We start from the raw sequence: 16,052 nt of genomic DNA, 5'->3' as shown, positions 1-16,052 counted from the left end.
TACCGATATTTTTAGTGGGTAAAATAGATTGACAAGACCATCAAAAAAGATATCTTTTGAAATGGCCGTTATTTTTCTTTTAAGATTTTAAATGGTGAAGGATTTTTTAAATCTTAAAGAATATTTAGAAAGGGAATTATTAATTCTAATTGTATTTTTTCTTAAAAGGATTGTTGTTTTCCTGAGGAAGCGCTTCTTTAACGACCATCATACGGGAATCCAGCTCGGAATTGTTCAAATTGGTTATGGCGTTCTCGGCTTCTTCTAATGTTGCCATTTCTACAAAAGCAAATCCCCTAGAGTGTCCGGAGAACTTGTCAGTAATAATTTTAACTGAAGTTACTTTTCCAAACACCGCAAATAGGTTTAACAATTGTGCTTCTGAGGTTTTAAAATTAAGGTTGCCAACAAAAATATTCATACGTAAATAAATTTAAGATTAAAAAATGGCACCTGAAAAAAGCAAAAACTGAGAGAGAAAAAAAGAATGCTTTAAACTATTCCAGAGAAGGCAACAGAAACCTGTTATATATTTGATTGGTACAAATGTAGTTAAAAATAATTGATAATCAGTAAAATATGTTTTATATTTTGAAATAGGGCTATTGTTTTTAATTAATACCGCGATAAAAAGTTTCTTTTTATGTGTTGTTTTTTTACTTTGCGGGATAAGAAGACCAGTCGGCAATATGCAAAAGAACAGCACAATCGCCAGTGTTATTCCATATATTGTATTCTAGTTCCCAATAGAAGAAATGACTATAGGTGTTATCTTCGTTTAATCGGGTTTTGTTCTCTCCTCGTTTTGTATATAATACAACAGTATCTCCTTTTTTGACAATTTTATCAGGGAACCAATAGGGATGTCGCACTTTGTTTGATGCTCTTCCTCGGGCTGTAAAAGTTGAATCCAAGATTAAAAAATCACCAATATCGGTGTCCGTATTCACATCCAGTATTATTCTTTCATCGTTATTGCCGTGATCATAGATACCTCTTATATGTATTTTCATAATGTAAATATTTAATTGTTCTTTTTATTTGCTTTTGATTAAGATACTTTAAAGTTACAATAGTAAATCAAAAAGATGGATCTTATTTAGAATAATTATTGAATAAATACACTCTTAAATTTAAAAGAGAGCTAATGCAAACAGGCAAAATCGATATCCTATCATGACAGAGAAAAAAAATTTAGTACAAATCCAACACACAAGTGGATTAAATTGGCTTAACACGTTGCATTATAAAAAACTTTCAACAACTAAAAAAAGACTGGAAAAACACAGACAATAGTTATAGAATTTATAAACATAATGAAGCTATTTATTTTTTCTCAACTTCTTAATTTGTGAAGCTTTCCTATTTTTAGGATATAAATTTAGTTTTATATAAATTTTAAAAAGCAAATATTTTATGACAAGCACGATTAACGCTGAGATAAAAAATGAGCTTTTCGGATTGTATTCTAATATAAAACGTTTTGTAAATACCAAAAACTGACAATCGATAATGAGTAGCATAAACATACAAGGAACTATTGATACTATAAGAAGTAAATCAAACATTTACACGCCAATTATCGAAGCGATTGTTAATCCAATCAATTGTTTTAAAACAAATTGACAATGGTAAAATAGAAATAATTCTACACCGGGAAAAGATTTTAGATATAGAGAATGCAATACCAAGCGTAAAAAGCATTGAAATTAGGGATAATGATCAATCCTTAAAATCTCGTTACTTCCGCTTTGAAAGAAAAGCAAGTGAAATTTCAAAAGAAGCATTTGGAGAAGATGTTCAAGTTCGTGTCCAGAAAAAAGCGAACAAATACGAAATTACGTAAATGAATCAGCTCCTTGGCACAAATCATATTTAAATGGATTAGATCTATCCACGATCCCATATAATTTAAAAGATGAAAACATTGAACTTGCTTTACAGGAAGTAAAATTCAGAAAAGAGCAAAAAACCAGAGCTGAACTAAAAAACCTTTTGGATAATCCAGAGGTTTCTCACAATGGACAAATGGCGGAAGCCATTTCTAAGATTTCAGAAATTGGAAAAAGTGATCTGGCACATTATGTATTCAATAGAAAAATTGTTTTAGAAGCATTTCGCCACCTACTGAAGAGAAAAGAAGATGGGAAAGGAGAATTAGAAAAAGATATACAATAATTTAATTTTTCCTATGGGCAAAACCTCTGAAAACTACGATTATCAAGAACATAATTTATGGTTATTGGATGAGCGATTAATTTTCTCGGAGTTTGTTGCATCCGACAAGAAAATATCAACAAAGAAAGATGCTTTGGGTGAACCTGATTTAGTGGTATTTGACAAAAAGCAGTCCTTTAGAAGCGGTGACAATAATTATAGCAACCCTCTTACTATCTTTGAATTTAAACATCCTAAAAGAGAGGCATATAAAACAGATGATGATCCGATAATGCAAATTGGAAAATATGTAAAGGATATTCGAGCTGGTAAATATGAAATGCCAGAAGGTTTAGAAAAGATTAAAGTCAATGATTCAACACCCGTTTATGCTTATGTCGTATGTGATTTAACTCCTAAAATAAGAGAGTTTGCGGAGGAATTACATTCTCTTACTAAAAGTCCCGATGATGAAGGTTATTTCGGTTTTTTAAGAGGATACAATATGTATGTTGAAGTAATAAACTTCAAAAAAATGATGGATGATGCGACACTCAGAAATAAAATATTTTTCAAAAAACTGCATCTTGAATAAGCCATTAAATGCGACATCCACAAATATTCTTATCCATTTTTTTTGTAGTCTTACAATAGATTTCTTACTCTAGATACATTGAACAAAATTCCATAATCGCTCGTTATAAAATTGGGTTATTAAATACACTTTAAAATTTAGACTAAGGCACAAAACCTGCTCGCAAAAGCAGGCTTATTGATTTATTGACAAACGAACGATCCATTATCTTACTCAAAACCTTCAAAAATGCCAATAAAAGTTCAAAAGTACTCCCATCCTTGATACAAAAGCTCCAAACGATGTTTGGCGCTTTTTTGTTTTATAAACCTGACTTCAAAATTCACATTTTCTTCAGAATAGGAAAAATTTAAAGTCTGTAGATTTTTTCTTACCAATGTTGTCCATGCTGGTATTTTTATTATTTTAGTCAACGGGCTGGCTGCATTGTAACGTTTCCACGAAATGGAACTTTCCGTCCAATTTACCCCTGCTTCACCAAGCTGCCGAACCATTAGCTACAATTAAAAACAATATGGCAAAAAGAAAAACATTACCGAAAGACTTTGAGGAACTTCTAAAAAAAGGAGACATTCAGGAACTTATTCAATTATTTGACAAATGCGAGATAGAAGCTCGTGGCGGATACAGCAAAGGAACAGCCTTGTCGTTTGCAGAATGTCCACACGAATTAGCCAAATGGCTGATGGAACAGGGCGCCGATATAGAAGCGCTTAATGACTATAGCTACACGCCACTTCAGGAGCGTTCCGGCAGACGTTTTTCGAGCAACATCAAGAGTTTATTAGAATTAGGAGCCAACGTAAACACAAACACCCGTCAGGGAACAGCGTTACATTGTGCTGCAAAAAACCATAACACCGAAAACATAAAAATACTGCTTGAACACGGAGCCGACATTAAGGCTTTGGTTTCGGAAGGTTATGGCGAAAAAGGAGGTGAGTATACAGCGTTGGAACTGGCTTTGAGGAGTTGTAATAATATCGACATAGAAGATACCCTTGAAATTTCCAAAATATTATTGAACGCCGGTACTCCGAAAACAGAAAAAATGAAAACGTTCGTTACTGAAATCGGAAAAAGGTTTGAACAACACAGACCGGATTTTTATGATGAAGAAACGGAACAAACAAGCAATGCTTTAGATGAACTTTACAACATCTTCGGGGTTGATCCTGTTCCAAGACGGATCGTATATGATAGCAAATCGCCTATTACCGTCACAGCTACAACCTGGCAGAAGCAACACGAAGAATTATGGGAGCTTTTGGTTCCCGGACGTGGCGCAGCCCAAACCGTACAGGGAGAAGTCATCCGTATCACCGGAAAAGTAGCCCGGGAACTATTAGACAATGGAGGCAGTAACTGGGACATTGAATATAAAAAAATGGTGGACGGTTATTTCAACTATATCCAGCAGGAAAATCAACTTTCGAAAGGAGAAATAGAAGAACTAGCCATTATTACAAATGAAGTAAAAGCCAGAAACACTGAAAACATCTATGTAATGAGTGAATTAGGCGTAAAATGGGTACTTAACAATCCAATTCCAATACATCTTACTGCTACAGATTATAACCGTTAAGAACAAAAGCAAACAAGGGTTTTACCGGATTAAATTCATTTTATACAAGAAAGCTAATCTCTTTAAGCTTGCACCATTTTTAGCAGGATATTCCGTATCACTCAGGTGCTTTAACGAAGGGGTATACTTTCATAAAAGAAACATAAAATGCCCTGACAAACAGGGCATTTTTTTATTTTATCCTTTTCGGACGATTTTACTTTCTTTATTAAAACGTACCTCAACGGAATCTTTAAAAACTTTATTCAGCATCAAACCTTCCACTTCCTGACCTTTATGAAGGCGATGAATCTTATTTCCGATTTTAAGCATGACCAATTCGTTTTTATCACCACTTTTGATATAACCGTAATACGACACTATTGGCCAGTATTTTACCACTTTAGGCTTATCATCAACCGTTTTTACCGGCACAACCTTTCTCGTTCCGGAAATTGCCGCTCTTGACACGACAGCAGGATTACTTTCGGCGCGTAATAAGGCTTTGTTCAAAAAAGGATCGCGGTTTATTTTTTCCAGTGTAAACGTATCCCTTTCGATCTTTCTGGCTTTGAAATTATAATCGGATGCAATGGCTGCCGTTTTTACTTCCTCCGAAAAAAAATATTGAGATACAGCTTTATAGGCCACGGTTCCCCATAACCCTAAAACAGCCAGGATCAATACAATATTTATTTTCTTTTTTGCCATAGTATTTTAGTTTAAAACAATTTTAAAGCCTGCGCTATACGTTCCTTCATTACCCGCTTTATCCTTAGCTTTTACACGCCAGTAATACGTTCCTGCCGTCGTAAATGTTTGTTGGAAAGAGGTTGACGTTACATCAAATTGCTGGGTGATATTCGAGAAGCTCTGATTATCTGAAAACTGTAAAACATAGCTTATTGGCGATTGTACCGTTCCGGAATCCTGCGAAATCGTCCAGGAAAAAGTGATTTGCTGGTTGATACTCAATGTAGCATTATTGGCCGGTGTCGTATTTTGCGGCTGATTCGGATTTACACGATCAATATTAAACTTACGGGTACTGAATTGCGTTTGTGTGCTATTGTTGCTGTTCATCGCCTGAACTTTCCACTGGTAAACACCATCTGACGTCAAGGCCACATTATCCAACGAAATAGAAGTCGCCGTTAGGTTGGTGTTGGAATATACCGACTGACCCGTACTGGTATTCACTACTTCGGCACTATAATTTGTCGCCGCCTGCAGACTTTGCCAGCTTAATGTCATCGTAGCCAGATTGGTATAAATATCCGAATCCGGACTGGACAACACCACCAACTGATTGGTTAGATCTTCGGTGATTTGTGTGGAAAACGAAATCGGGAACGTATATTGCGACTGATACGCAAAATTTTCCCCGCGTACACGCCATTGGTACTGACCCGATGGCAATTCCTGTTCCAAATGCAAATCTTCCGTTTCTTTTTCGGCGATCAGCGACTGATGCACATCATAAACCTGAACTCTGTAGGTTTTAGCCCCGTCCATTTTATTCCACTGGAAATTCACCACATTGCTCTGAACAACTGCCGCATTTAACGGATAAGTCGCCTGAACCGTACTATTGGAAATATCCTTTTCCAAAATATCTTCACAGGAAGACATAAAAACCGCTACCAGAAAAAGGGCAATCTTACTTATTGTTCTCATAGTTTTGAAATATCATTTTTAAATGTAAAACTTCTTCTTTATTATTCTTTTTTGCTGTAAACAATTTGATTCCGACCATTCGTGAATAATCGTATTGTTTTTCGAAATCATAGGCCATTTTAAGCAACTGATTCGTATTTCCGACCACATCCAATTGGTTGGTAAAAACCGTATAATTCTCGTCCGTAAAACTGTGAATTGGCGCCAGTTCGTGGATTGATACTCCGGGTTGCGACCGCGTAGCAAAATCGACCATTCCCTGCTGCACCATTTCTTTTGTTACGCCTTCTTTGCCCAACATGGCATCGAGATAGGCAATCTCTTTTCGCAATTCGTCGGCATTTTTGGCTTTCTTATTAATATCCTCCACGCGCGATGAAAGCTCCCGGTATTCTTTTATCACCTGAAACAGGGACGAAAAAGACCTTTTATAAGCGGTAACCGACAGCATGATAAAAACCACCACCAGCGCCCCGCATTTCTGTTTATAGGAATAATTCTCAAACATCTTTAATCGTGATTTTTACTTCAAACTGGGTTTTATTCTTTTTATCCTTTTTTAGCTGCGTAATCTCAAACTTTCGGATCCATTTGTTGTTCTTCAGATTGCCCATCCAGTTATTAAAAGACGCTTCGTTATAGGTTTCTCCTTTTAGCACAATCGTTCCCGGATCAAGCAATACCCTTTCGGTCGCTTTAACCTCTTTGGCCAGCGGTACAACGTTTAATTCATTCAGTACGATATCGCCCGGTGTCATTTTGATCAATTCGTAGGAATAAAACGAAAGGAAACGCGACGATCCAAAGCCCGATTCTTTAAGGATATTTTCTTTTTTCTCTTTTTGTTTTTCCATATCCAGCACCAATTGATACGACTGATTGGAATACACATTCTGAAGATTGAGTTCGGCATTTTTACTCCCGTAATAGTGGATCAGCAGATAGCTCGTTAGCAAACTCAGTAAGAAACCAACCAACATCACCGTTCCGAGCAGCGTAAATGCTTTTTTATAAATGATCTCCTCTACGTTGAGCATACCACTTTCCGTTTTAGTAACGGCTTTTGGTTGTAAAAAGAAATGTACCAACACCCCATAAAGCGGGATAAAATCGCTGTTGATTATATCCTCGTTGATTTTGTATTTCAGCTTCATCGGAATTTCGGCGAATTGTTTTTCAAAACCCGAAAGTCCGGTATCGTCAAACTCCAACATCAGATCGCTTGCCAGAATTTTCGGTTCCGCGATAGCCGGTTGTAATAAAGCCGCCAGAAAAGCACCGACATACACATCGATTACCTGAAATTTTTCGGCGGTAAATTTCTGCAATACTTCCGTAACGGCATTTTTCCGGCAAAAACTCATATAATTGGCCGTTCCCGCTTTATAGGCCGTAAAGTAAATCGAATTATAATCGACATTCTTTTGCCAGTTTACATCGGCTTCATTATTAAAATCGATCTTTTTATTTAGTACGCCTTTACCTTCGAGCGCAATAATGACCGGCAATTTGAGATCGATCTTTTTCTTTAGACTTTCGAACGAATTGTAGGTCGCCGTTTCGACAATATCAATTTTATTCCCCTTGCGTTTTACCGTAAGCAGATTATAGGTTTCCGTATTTTCATCTCTGGAAACCCCGACGATATTGACCGTGTTGATCTTTATTATTTTAGACAGAAAAGTCAGCATTAGTAAACAACGGTAGGTTTAATAAAAATGTGCAATTTCGAGTCGTTTTTCGCTTTTTTACGACTACTGAAAAACCACTTAATAATCGGAATACGGGAAATTAACGGAACCCCCGAACCGGAGTTTTCCTTTTTCAATTCATCCAATCCGCCCAATAAAATCATTTCGTTGTTTTTTACCCGTACCAACGATTCAAACTTCTGTGTTGCTTTCCCCGGAGGTGCGGTATCTCCTGCTCTTCCCAGGAAGGAACTTTTTTCCACAGCGATATTCAACGTTACGGTTTCATCTGCCGACACGTACGGTTTGATCGACACGCTCAGATTCGCATCGGTTGACTTCCAGGTACCGGATTGTAAAATATCGTTACCAATACTATTCGTTAATAATCGGTTGTTTTGTTCGAAATAATAACTGGTTTCCCCGATTGCCAGTTTGGCTTCGTGACCGCTAATCGTTGCGATTTTAGGAGTCGATTCGATTTTTACGATCGAATTATTTTCCAGCAATTTCAGATTCAGGTAAAACGCCTCGGTTACTTTCCCGAGTTTAAACAATCCGAAACCGTTAAACGCGTTGATCAAACTATTTACAGACGAACCGTTTAACGTCATATCCGCTGACGGGAATAAACCGCCACTTGTTTTCGGGATATTACTCTTATCAATACCGGCTTTAATTCCCGACTGGATATCGTAGGATTTATTGTATTGTGCGATGATCACTTCAATCTGTACCAAAGGCACCACTTTATCAATTTGCTTCATATACACCCGAAGCTCCTCGATGGTCAGTTTAGACCCCGACACCACCAATCCGTTAAGTTCGACAAACTCCTTGATTTCCAATTTTTCGGAAAACACTTTTGGCAAAGACGACAACACCGATTCAATCGAACGATTTTCCAGAGCGATCAATTCGGTTGCCCGTAATCCTTCCGTAGCGTGTTCACCAATCAGATACAGATTATCCTGTTTTCTAAAAATATATTTTTTCCCTTTAAAAACGTGTTCCAGCAAGTCGTCGAATGTAATATTATCGGCTGCCAAAGTCGTTTTCTCATTTTCAGGTTTGTTGTATAAGAAATAGTTGATGTGTAATTTTTCGGCGGCTTCGGTAATCAAATCCGACACATCGGCCACATAGGCTTTTACCGATAAATAACCCGCTTTATTCAAATCGACTTCATAATAACCCGGAACGCCTACCGATGCTTTCGCCTGTTTACTACGGTTACCACCACCGGACGACATACTTGTGCTTCCGGTATTCGTATTGGTATTGTTATTTTTCTCCAGATAAAAGAACCCGTTTTCGTCTTTGGTCGCAATCAAATCGTTGGATTTTGCCATCATATCGATAACCTGATCAAATGGTCTGTTCAAGATATACGAAGACACCTTCATTCCTTTAATATCCGGTGCCAGAATTAAATTCTTACTGGATTTATCGATAATCGCTTTGGCTACGGCCGGAAGGGAATCGTTTTCCAACTTTACCGATAAGAAATCGTTTTGCGGATTATAACTGACATCAACGAATTTAGGCTGTTTCTTTTCGATAATTTTCACCTCTTTTCGTTTTTTAAAGGTGATGATATTGCTCACAAAACCAATTTCCAGATCGTATTTTTGCGCCAGGAATACAAACACATCCTTCACTGTAACATCAAAAAAGTTATTCACCACCGATTGTGTCAAATCGGCATCCGGGCTTACATTTAACTGGTGTTCTTCGGCAATGGAAAGGATAAAGTCGTGTAATGTCAATCCGGAGACATCAATTTTGATCACTTCATTCAGTCCTTTTTTCTGTTTGGCAAATTCATCCAGTTTTTGCTGCAGATCCGCATCCTGTGCTGCTGCCAGACCAGTAATCAGAAGACTTATAATTAAAAAAACGGTTTGTTTCAACATTATTTATGCGTTAATTAAAATAGAGTATATTTCTTCCAGTGAGGTTTCTCCTTCGGCCAGAATAGCAAAGGCTTTTTCGGACAACGACTGGTGTTTTTTATCATTCTCCATCGTTTGTGCGATGGTATTATTTTTTATGGATTCCGAAACCGTATGATTGATGTTTAGCACTTCATAAATGGCACGTCGTCCCTTGTAACCGCTATGGTAGCATTTATTACACCCAACCGGTTTAAAATAGGTTTCGATTTCAAACGGGAAATCAAAATGCGACGGAAAGTCCTCTTTATTGCAAACGGTTTCTTTTTTACAATCGTTACACAGCTTTCGTACCAATCGTTGCGCTACGGAAAGATTGAGTGTTTCCGCAATCAGATAGGAAGGCACCCCCATATCCACCAATCTGGAAATGGTTCCGATGGCCGAATTGGTGTGGATGGTCGACAGCACCAGGTGACCCGTTAAAGATGCCCGAATCGCCATTAAAGCCGTTTCGGAATCCCGAATCTCCCCCAACATGATCACGTCCGGATCCTGTCGCAGGAACGATTTTAAAGCCGACGCAAACGTAAGTCCGATATCTTCTTTTAATTGTACCTGATTGATCCCTTTAAGCGTATACTCAATTGGATCCTCCACGGTTACAATATTCCGTTTGGAATCATTCAGCAAGCGTAGCGTCGCATATAACGTCGTGGTTTTACCCGAGCCTGTCGGACCACTGATCAATATAATTCCGTTTGGTTTTTTTACCGCCTCCAGGTAACTTCTCAGCTCCTCTTTTTCCAATCCGAGCGTATTCAGATCGATATTGGACGCATCCTGACCGAGTAAACGCATTACGATTTTTTCCCCGAACAAGGTTGGCAAAATCGAAACCCGGATATCGAATGTCTCGTTGGTAATCCGGCCGTCTTGTGGCAATCGTTTTTCGGTAATATTCAGTTTGGAGCGAATCTTAACCTTATTGACCAACTCCAGGTAATTCTCCTTTTCGATTTTATACCGCTCGATCAACTGACCGTCGATTCGGAAACGGATACGCGCCGATTCTTCGTACACTTCAAAATGGATATCACTGCTTTTAAGTGACTTCGCCTCTTCCAGCAGGTTTTCCAGGAAATCCCCTTTTTCGATATTCAGCGATTTCTTACTTCCGGTTTCCCGTTCTTTCCGGTAATGGATGGAGAGTGCTTTTTCGATTTCCACCGCATCACACAATTCAAACACCACCTGCTTTCCAAGCAACAACTCCAATTCGTCCTTCAAATCGTTCCGATCGCCGGAGCTATCGCTATACAACTCGATCGTCGTTTCGGTGACTGCTTTTGGCAAAACCCGGTAATGGTTGGCCATATCACTGGAAATAATATGCTGTATATCCTGATTGATCGCTATCGTCATATTTTATTGATCAATGTAATTTTATAAACATTTAAAAAGAGATCCTTCAGTATCAGCACCACTAATAAAAGCGATGCAAATCCCGCCAAGGGTACGGTTTCGTGCTTCATACGCTTTTTTAACCCCAACTGCAACAGTATGGAAAAAAGCATCGACCCGATAAAGTAAATCACATAGTTTTTAAGCAAAAACAATGGTGTTATCGCCAGATAGAACATCAGATCGCCCAATCCGAAATAATGCTCAAACGGATTTAGAAAGCCTTTGTTTTTCCAGCTCATATATCCGATAAGCCCTACAAATGTTATCCCGAAAAAGGCAACATTACAGGCCGTTATCGACCAAACTATTGCGTTATAATCCTGCTTTATCTGCAACAGGGAAAGCACAAACACCACCACGGGCAACGCCACATGGATCATTCTGCTTTTCCAGTCCTGAAAAACCATTAGTAGTAAACAAAAAAGGAGTACTGCGAGTAGCATATTATTCTTTCGTAACTTCCGTCAGTACTTTTTTATTATCGATTTCCCAGGTGTTGAAATTCCCATCGCCGTCCAAATCGGACACCGAAGTCGCCCGCGCCATAAAGGAATCGTTTGACGCTTCGATGATTTCCACTTTATAAACCGCTTGTCCGCCTTCCTGAACCGTTTTTTCCTGTTCAAATCCCAATTCTTCCAAACTGTTGGAATATTTGGAATGGCGGTAAAAATAACTTTTCTGCAAACCGTACACCTGATTCAGCATCGCCTGCGCTTCGATGGCTTTGGCCTGACTGATGACCGACGTCTGATTCGGCAATACCATCAGCAACAGAATTCCGATGATACATAAAACGATCAGAATCTCCGTTAAGGAATAGGCCTTAACAGCGGCTTTCTTTATTTTTTGAAGATATTTTTTAGTAGTGGTAAACATCTTTATCCTATTTTATTTATTAAAAAAGTGTTAATTATTAACGGGCGCAAAAATACAAACATTAATGACATCCGTATTAGTTCCTTATTATTTTACTTAAATCGAACATCGGTGCATACATCGAAACCATGATAACACCAACAATAACCCCGATCACAATGATGATCATTGGTTCTAAAACGACACCAATCATTTTCGTTTGGTGACTGATTTCTTCATTGTATTGTTCCGAAAGCCTTTCGAACATGGTATCCAATTGGTTCACCTGTTCGGCCACTTCGACCATCGAGACCATTTTATTTTCAAAAACAGTATGCTTTTTTAAGCTATCGCTTAATGAAACACCCCGGGTAATATCGTCTTTAATGGCTTCGATGGCGACTTCAATCGGATAAAAACCGATCATCTTAGACGTCAACGTAAGCGCATTGATCAAAGTTGTTTTTGATGTGATCAATAAATTCATCGCCTGACAAAACCGGGAGATATAAATCTTGCGAACCAGGTTTCCGAAATACGGAATCCGAAGCAGCAAACCGGTTGTAAAAGCCCGATAACTGTTTTTTCCTTTTAACAGAAAATGAACCGCAATCAAGCCAAAAATCACAATAGCAACCATCGTAAAAATGGTTCCCGAATGATTGGATATTTTTAGGATCACCTGCGTACTTTTGGGTAGTTCACTTCCGAATTGTTTAAAAACAGAACTAAACATCGGCACCACTTTATTCAACATAAAATACAGTACCAATATCGTTACCAACATGACAATCGTCGGATAGGTTAACACCGAAACAATTTGTCGTTGCATCTGGATTTTACGGTTAAAATATTTTTGCAACTCCGTTAGCACTTCTTCCAACTTTCGGGTTTCTTCCCCAATCTGAATACTGTAATATTCGTAGGGCGAGAACTGATTGGTTTCGCGCATCGATTCGTAAATACTTCTTCCTTCGACCACCCGTTCTTTAATTCGGAGGATGATTTCTTTTTCCAGTTTATTCGCCGACTGGTTGCTTAATATTTCCAGCGCTTTTTTAAAATCCACGCCCGATTTTAGCAGCATTCCCAATTCGCGGTAAAAAACCTCCTTCTTTTTATCGGATAGTTTTTTCGAGAACTGAAACTGCCCGGTATTGCGTTTCAACTCTTTTTTTTCCGGAGCTTCCTTTTTATAGGTACTTAAATCAAAACTCATGGTTTCTGTATTGCCTGTATTAATTCACTGGCATAAATCTGTTTATAAAAATGCAATCCCATTTCTTTTTCATTCACATCCAACTTGACATTCAGTTTCCGGAAAGCCAGTTGTTTGGAACGACTGTAAACCGAATCCAGTTGTATTTCTTTAATCTGAATTCGAAACGTGTCGACAAAATCCCCTTTTGTTCGCAACAGATACTCGTTCCCGATACTATATAAAACCTGTTCGCCGGCATATCCGGTAAACAGGAGTACTTCTTCCTGAAGCTTTATTTTTTCATTTTCAAAAATGTCTTTATTGACCGAATAGGTAAACCGATTCAGATCGTTCACCGGCTGATTCTGGTTTTTAAAATCCAGTAATCTTTCGCTTACAATCGAAAACACCACAAAAATCAGACTCATGATGATGGCCGTAATCGCCATGCTCACAATTGCCTCAATCATTGAAAAGGCTTTTAGCTGCGTTTTATTCGCCGTTACCTTGTATGTAAAAATTCTTTTCAAACTTGAAATTGGTACTATCTTTATAGTGTACGGATATTTTTTTCACTCCGGGATTTACGGTTTCCTCTTCTATTTCCAGGTTTGGATCTTCACCCTCATATTGCAACGAATCGCCTTGCAATTGCATCAGGTAAAATATTTCATTGACTTTATTCTGCGTATTGTAAAACTTCGCTGATGTACGCGGTGTAAATACGGCCGCATAAACCGAAATCGCGATATAGAGACAAATCGAAATGATCGTCAGTGCGATTACGGATTCCAAAATGGAATTTGCCGGGATTTTACAATACTTTTTTAATAATGCCATATTTATTTTTTTTCGCCTCAAATAGCGGAATCGCCATAAAAAAATCCGGTCGTTTTTGCGGATCGATCTCGATATCCACAATCATATTATCATTGACGGAAGATCCGTTTTTATGAAAAAAATAATTGGTATAAACCGAACCTTGTACATCGCTTTTTAAATCCAGTTTTCCGGTACAATAGATATCCCCCATGATCCTACTCTTTTCGTCCACCACCATAAGGTTCTTATTGACGGTGAGAATTGAACTTCCAAACAACACTATGGCGCCTTCAATTTTACATTCCTTTTTGATTCTAAGCTTACTTTCCTCATTGGTATCGTTATACACACAAACGACTGACGGATATTTTAGCGTCACCTTTTCTTGTAATTCGATTCCTTTGGTGGCAAAAGCCTGAACCGTTCCTTTGAATCCCTCCTCAAATGTTATCTTCGGTGCGATCAGGATCACATCTTCCAGAATGGCATTTTTACTCACCACGATGGAATCTTTGGCCCGCAACACAAAATTCCCTTTTACATTGAGGCCGGAAAGCGTATTCACGCCCACTTCAATTTCCTTGGTTTCCTTTAGAAACGAATTAAAATAGGGCATCCCTTTTTCTTTTTCAAAATCAGACAAGGCCACCTTTTCCGTTTTGATTCCTTCAAAGATCTTTTTAAAACTGGCATTGATCTCCGGAAGTTTAATCTCGGATACCGTATTTTGTCCGGTAACCGTAAGCTTACTTGCTTTATTGGTCAGATAGGATGTTTCTATAAATGTTGACGGCAATTGATTATCGCCATTTAACCGAACCGTTCCCGAATACCGAAGCGACTTCGTCAGATTTGCCAAATGAATGGCGGTTTTATCTTTGGAATAACTTCCTATAATATGTGCCGACGTTACCGTATCATTTCGCAACATCGTTTTAGCTAGCAACACGTGCAATAAGCCATACGGTTTTGCTTCATAACTTCCTTCCACACCGGATTCTTCGTCAACCGGAAGCTCCTCTCCTGCCAATTTATTCCCCAGCGCATAATTCACCACCGACTGATTGTGAATGTATAATTCCTCCTGCAAATTGTAATATAAATTCAGCTGATTGTACAACCCGGAGAAATACAACAACGCTCCGCAAATAATGGACACAATCAAACAGATATAAACTGCATATAAAAGACTATGCGCCTTTACCATTGGTAGTTACTTTGGGTTCTTTTTTGCGGAATAGTCGCTTAAAGAAACTTTCCTTTTCCTGCGGCTGTTGCTGCTGTTTCAGGTTTTGCTGTTCTTTCTCGCGTTCCTTTTGTTGCTTTTTATTTTCTTTATCGCGCGCCTTTTTCTCTTTATCCAGTTTCTCCTGTGCTTTTTTAGCAGCTTTTGCCGCTTTTTGCTCTTCTTTTAGTTTGGCTTTTTCTTCTTTTGTAAGCTTTGGTTTGGCGACAAAAACAACTCCGTTTTTATAGACTACCGTATCTTTTTTAGCCAGATCGATCCATTTACCATGTCTTTGATCCTTTTTAAAATAACCTTTTTCGATCAGCTCACCTTTATCGTTAAAGCGGTTAAACGCTCCGGTTTTTAAACCGTTGTTCCAGTATTGGGTTGTTTCCAAAGTTCCGTTGGTATACCAGGTTTTCCACCAGCCGGTTTTTAGTCCTTCGTCAAATTTCCCTTGTTCCGCGAGTTGGTTACTGTGGTACATTTTGGTATAACCGTCGTGTAGCAACTGACCGGCAACGCCACCCTGCGCGTTATGAATCGCACCCCCTTTAAACCAATAATAGGTTTTTCCGGATTTTGGGTTTACACTTTTATCGGTTGTGTAAAACTCGTAACGAAAGTTGCTATCTGAAATCCGTTTTATCAGGTACGGATCCGTAAAAGAAAGGAATAGTACTACTAATGGTATGTAAAAAAAACGAAATAAAGTCTTTGTTTTCAAGGGGTTCAATTATTATTTTAATCGTCGCAAGATAATATTTTTTCCTTAACCTGAGAAAAAACCTTTTTATGCCGATATTATTTCTAAAAGCACGTTAATTTGAGTTGTTAAATCCTACTTTTTTAGTTAAAAAAAGAGGCTTTTTTTGCGGGAATTCGTATTTTTATCGA

Annotated in this window: 19 protein-coding genes; 4 read left to right on the top strand and 15 right to left on the bottom strand. The window is 38.2% G+C overall.

What is annotated here, in order from left to right:
- Positions 1–145 precede the first annotated feature (145 nt).
- On the bottom strand, positions 146–421 hold the full coding sequence (locus tag ABFU83_RS16310) for an RNA-binding protein (protein ID WP_347067469.1): 276 nt from the start codon (positions 419–421) through the stop codon (positions 146–148).
- A gap of 235 nt (positions 422–656) precedes the next feature.
- Positions 657–1,013, bottom strand: a complete 357-nt coding sequence (locus ABFU83_RS16305) for a hypothetical protein (protein WP_347067468.1) — start codon at positions 1,011–1,013, stop codon at positions 657–659.
- 578 nt (positions 1,014–1,591) lie between these two features.
- Here ABFU83_RS16305 and ABFU83_RS16300 point away from each other — a divergent pair.
- From ABFU83_RS16300 to ABFU83_RS16285, 4 genes are all read left to right on the top strand, one after another.
- The gene (locus ABFU83_RS16300; RefSeq protein WP_347067467.1) at positions 1,592–1,846 is read left to right on the top strand and encodes a hypothetical protein; all 255 of its coding nucleotides are present in this window, start codon (positions 1,592–1,594) and stop codon (positions 1,844–1,846) included.
- 149 nt (positions 1,847–1,995) lie between these two features.
- On the top strand, positions 1,996–2,178 hold the full coding sequence (locus ABFU83_RS16295; protein ID WP_347067466.1) for a hypothetical protein: 183 nt from the start codon (positions 1,996–1,998) through the stop codon (positions 2,176–2,178).
- 13 nt (positions 2,179–2,191) lie between these two features.
- Positions 2,192–2,752 carry a hypothetical protein gene (locus ABFU83_RS16290; protein WP_347067465.1) on the top strand — a complete coding sequence of 187 codons (561 nt, stop codon included), beginning with the start codon at positions 2,192–2,194 and terminating at the stop codon, positions 2,750–2,752.
- Between the two features lie 514 nt (positions 2,753–3,266).
- Positions 3,267–4,337, top strand: coding sequence for an ankyrin repeat domain-containing protein (locus tag ABFU83_RS16285; protein WP_347067464.1), 1,071 nt, complete (start codon positions 3,267–3,269; stop codon positions 4,335–4,337).
- Between the two features lie 177 nt (positions 4,338–4,514).
- Here the strand turns inward: ABFU83_RS16285 and ABFU83_RS16280 are convergent, their stop codons facing one another.
- The 13 genes from ABFU83_RS16280 to ABFU83_RS16220 all read right to left on the bottom strand — a co-directional run bounded on the left by ABFU83_RS16280 (position 4,515) and on the right by ABFU83_RS16220 (position 15,882).
- The gene (locus tag ABFU83_RS16280) at positions 4,515–5,027 is read right to left on the bottom strand and encodes a hypothetical protein (RefSeq protein ID WP_347067463.1); all 513 of its coding nucleotides are present in this window, start codon (positions 5,025–5,027) and stop codon (positions 4,515–4,517) included.
- Positions 5,028–5,033: 6 nt separating this feature from the next.
- Complete coding sequence (locus tag ABFU83_RS16275) at positions 5,034–5,993, bottom strand: hypothetical protein (RefSeq protein ID WP_347067462.1); 960 nt, start codon at positions 5,991–5,993, stop codon at positions 5,034–5,036.
- The gene (locus ABFU83_RS16270) at positions 5,977–6,501 is read right to left on the bottom strand and encodes a hypothetical protein (protein WP_136403728.1); all 525 of its coding nucleotides are present in this window, start codon (positions 6,499–6,501) and stop codon (positions 5,977–5,979) included. Before ABFU83_RS16270 ends, ABFU83_RS16275 begins: the two co-directional genes overlap by 17 nt.
- The gene (locus ABFU83_RS16265; RefSeq protein WP_347067460.1) at positions 6,494–7,684 is read right to left on the bottom strand and encodes a hypothetical protein; all 1,191 of its coding nucleotides are present in this window, start codon (positions 7,682–7,684) and stop codon (positions 6,494–6,496) included. The genes ABFU83_RS16270 and ABFU83_RS16265 overlap by 8 nt, the downstream gene beginning before the upstream one ends.
- Complete coding sequence (locus ABFU83_RS16260) at positions 7,684–9,600, bottom strand: type II and III secretion system protein (RefSeq protein WP_347067458.1); 1,917 nt, start codon at positions 9,598–9,600, stop codon at positions 7,684–7,686. Before ABFU83_RS16260 ends, ABFU83_RS16265 begins: the two co-directional genes overlap by 1 nt.
- A gap of 3 nt (positions 9,601–9,603) precedes the next feature.
- A complete protein-coding gene (locus tag ABFU83_RS16255) occupies positions 9,604–11,004 on the bottom strand; it encodes a GspE/PulE family protein (RefSeq protein ID WP_347067456.1) in 1,401 nt (466 codons plus the stop codon).
- Entirely contained in the window at positions 11,001–11,489 is a 489-nt protein-coding gene (locus ABFU83_RS16250; protein ID WP_347067454.1) for a hypothetical protein, read from the bottom strand. Before ABFU83_RS16250 ends, ABFU83_RS16255 begins: the two co-directional genes overlap by 4 nt.
- A gap of 1 nt (position 11,490) precedes the next feature.
- A complete protein-coding gene (locus tag ABFU83_RS16245; RefSeq protein ID WP_136403723.1) occupies positions 11,491–11,925 on the bottom strand; it encodes a type IV pilin protein in 435 nt (144 codons plus the stop codon).
- Positions 11,926–12,001: 76 nt separating this feature from the next.
- Positions 12,002–13,123 carry a type II secretion system F family protein gene (locus ABFU83_RS16240; RefSeq protein WP_347067452.1) on the bottom strand — a complete coding sequence of 374 codons (1,122 nt, stop codon included), beginning with the start codon at positions 13,121–13,123 and terminating at the stop codon, positions 12,002–12,004.
- Positions 13,120–13,575, bottom strand: coding sequence for a hypothetical protein (locus ABFU83_RS16235; RefSeq protein ID WP_347067450.1), 456 nt, complete (start codon positions 13,573–13,575; stop codon positions 13,120–13,122). The genes ABFU83_RS16240 and ABFU83_RS16235 overlap by 4 nt, the downstream gene beginning before the upstream one ends.
- Positions 13,576–13,597: 22 nt before the next feature.
- Positions 13,598–13,945 (bottom strand): hypothetical protein, encoded by a 348-nt coding sequence (locus ABFU83_RS16230; RefSeq protein WP_136403720.1) that lies wholly within the window; start codon positions 13,943–13,945, stop codon positions 13,598–13,600.
- The gene (locus tag ABFU83_RS16225; RefSeq protein ID WP_347067448.1) at positions 13,920–15,134 is read right to left on the bottom strand and encodes a hypothetical protein; all 1,215 of its coding nucleotides are present in this window, start codon (positions 15,132–15,134) and stop codon (positions 13,920–13,922) included. The genes ABFU83_RS16230 and ABFU83_RS16225 overlap by 26 nt, the downstream gene beginning before the upstream one ends.
- Entirely contained in the window at positions 15,118–15,882 is a 765-nt protein-coding gene (locus ABFU83_RS16220) for a hypothetical protein (RefSeq protein ID WP_347067447.1), read from the bottom strand. The genes ABFU83_RS16225 and ABFU83_RS16220 overlap by 17 nt, the downstream gene beginning before the upstream one ends.
- Positions 15,883–16,052 lie beyond the last annotated feature (170 nt).

Source organism: Flavobacterium sp. WV_118_3 (genome assembly GCF_039778605.1).
Lineage (GTDB): Bacteria > Bacteroidota > Bacteroidia > Flavobacteriales > Flavobacteriaceae > Flavobacterium.
This window is presented reverse-complemented; position numbering and strand designations above follow the sequence as displayed.

Bases quoted from the DNA above. Each gene is read 5' to 3' on its own strand.
- ABFU83_RS16290 (WP_347067465.1), top strand. From the start codon at position 2,192: ATGGGCAAAACCTCTGAAAACTACGATTATCAAGAACATAATTTATGG.
- ABFU83_RS16275 (WP_347067462.1), bottom strand. From the start codon at position 5,993: ATGAGAACAATAAGTAAGATTGCCCTTTTTCTGGTAGCGGTTTTTATG.
- ABFU83_RS16280 (WP_347067463.1), bottom strand. From the start codon at position 5,027: ATGGCAAAAAAGAAAATAAATATTGTATTGATCCTGGCTGTTTTAGGG.
- ABFU83_RS16310 (WP_347067469.1), bottom strand. From the start codon at position 421: ATGAATATTTTTGTTGGCAACCTTAATTTTAAAACCTCAGAAGCACAA.
- ABFU83_RS16230 (WP_136403720.1), bottom strand. From the start codon at position 13,945: ATGGCATTATTAAAAAAGTATTGTAAAATCCCGGCAAATTCCATTTTG.
- ABFU83_RS16270 (WP_136403728.1), bottom strand. From the start codon at position 6,501: ATGTTTGAGAATTATTCCTATAAACAGAAATGCGGGGCGCTGGTGGTG.
- ABFU83_RS16250 (WP_347067454.1), bottom strand. From the start codon at position 11,489: ATGCTACTCGCAGTACTCCTTTTTTGTTTACTACTAATGGTTTTTCAG.
- ABFU83_RS16265 (WP_347067460.1), bottom strand. From the start codon at position 7,684: ATGCTGACTTTTCTGTCTAAAATAATAAAGATCAACACGGTCAATATC.
- ABFU83_RS16305 (WP_347067468.1), bottom strand. From the start codon at position 1,013: ATGAAAATACATATAAGAGGTATCTATGATCACGGCAATAACGATGAA.
- ABFU83_RS16285 (WP_347067464.1), top strand. From the start codon at position 3,267: ATGGCAAAAAGAAAAACATTACCGAAAGACTTTGAGGAACTTCTAAAA.
- ABFU83_RS16240 (WP_347067452.1), bottom strand. From the start codon at position 13,123: ATGAGTTTTGATTTAAGTACCTATAAAAAGGAAGCTCCGGAAAAAAAA.
- ABFU83_RS16235 (WP_347067450.1), bottom strand. From the start codon at position 13,575: ATGATTGAGGCAATTGTGAGCATGGCGATTACGGCCATCATCATGAGT.
- ABFU83_RS16255 (WP_347067456.1), bottom strand. From the start codon at position 11,004: ATGACGATAGCGATCAATCAGGATATACAGCATATTATTTCCAGTGAT.
- ABFU83_RS16245 (WP_136403723.1), bottom strand. From the start codon at position 11,925: ATGTTTACCACTACTAAAAAATATCTTCAAAAAATAAAGAAAGCCGCT.
- ABFU83_RS16225 (WP_347067448.1), bottom strand. From the start codon at position 15,134: ATGGTAAAGGCGCATAGTCTTTTATATGCAGTTTATATCTGTTTGATT.
- ABFU83_RS16260 (WP_347067458.1), bottom strand. From the start codon at position 9,600: ATGTTGAAACAAACCGTTTTTTTAATTATAAGTCTTCTGATTACTGGT.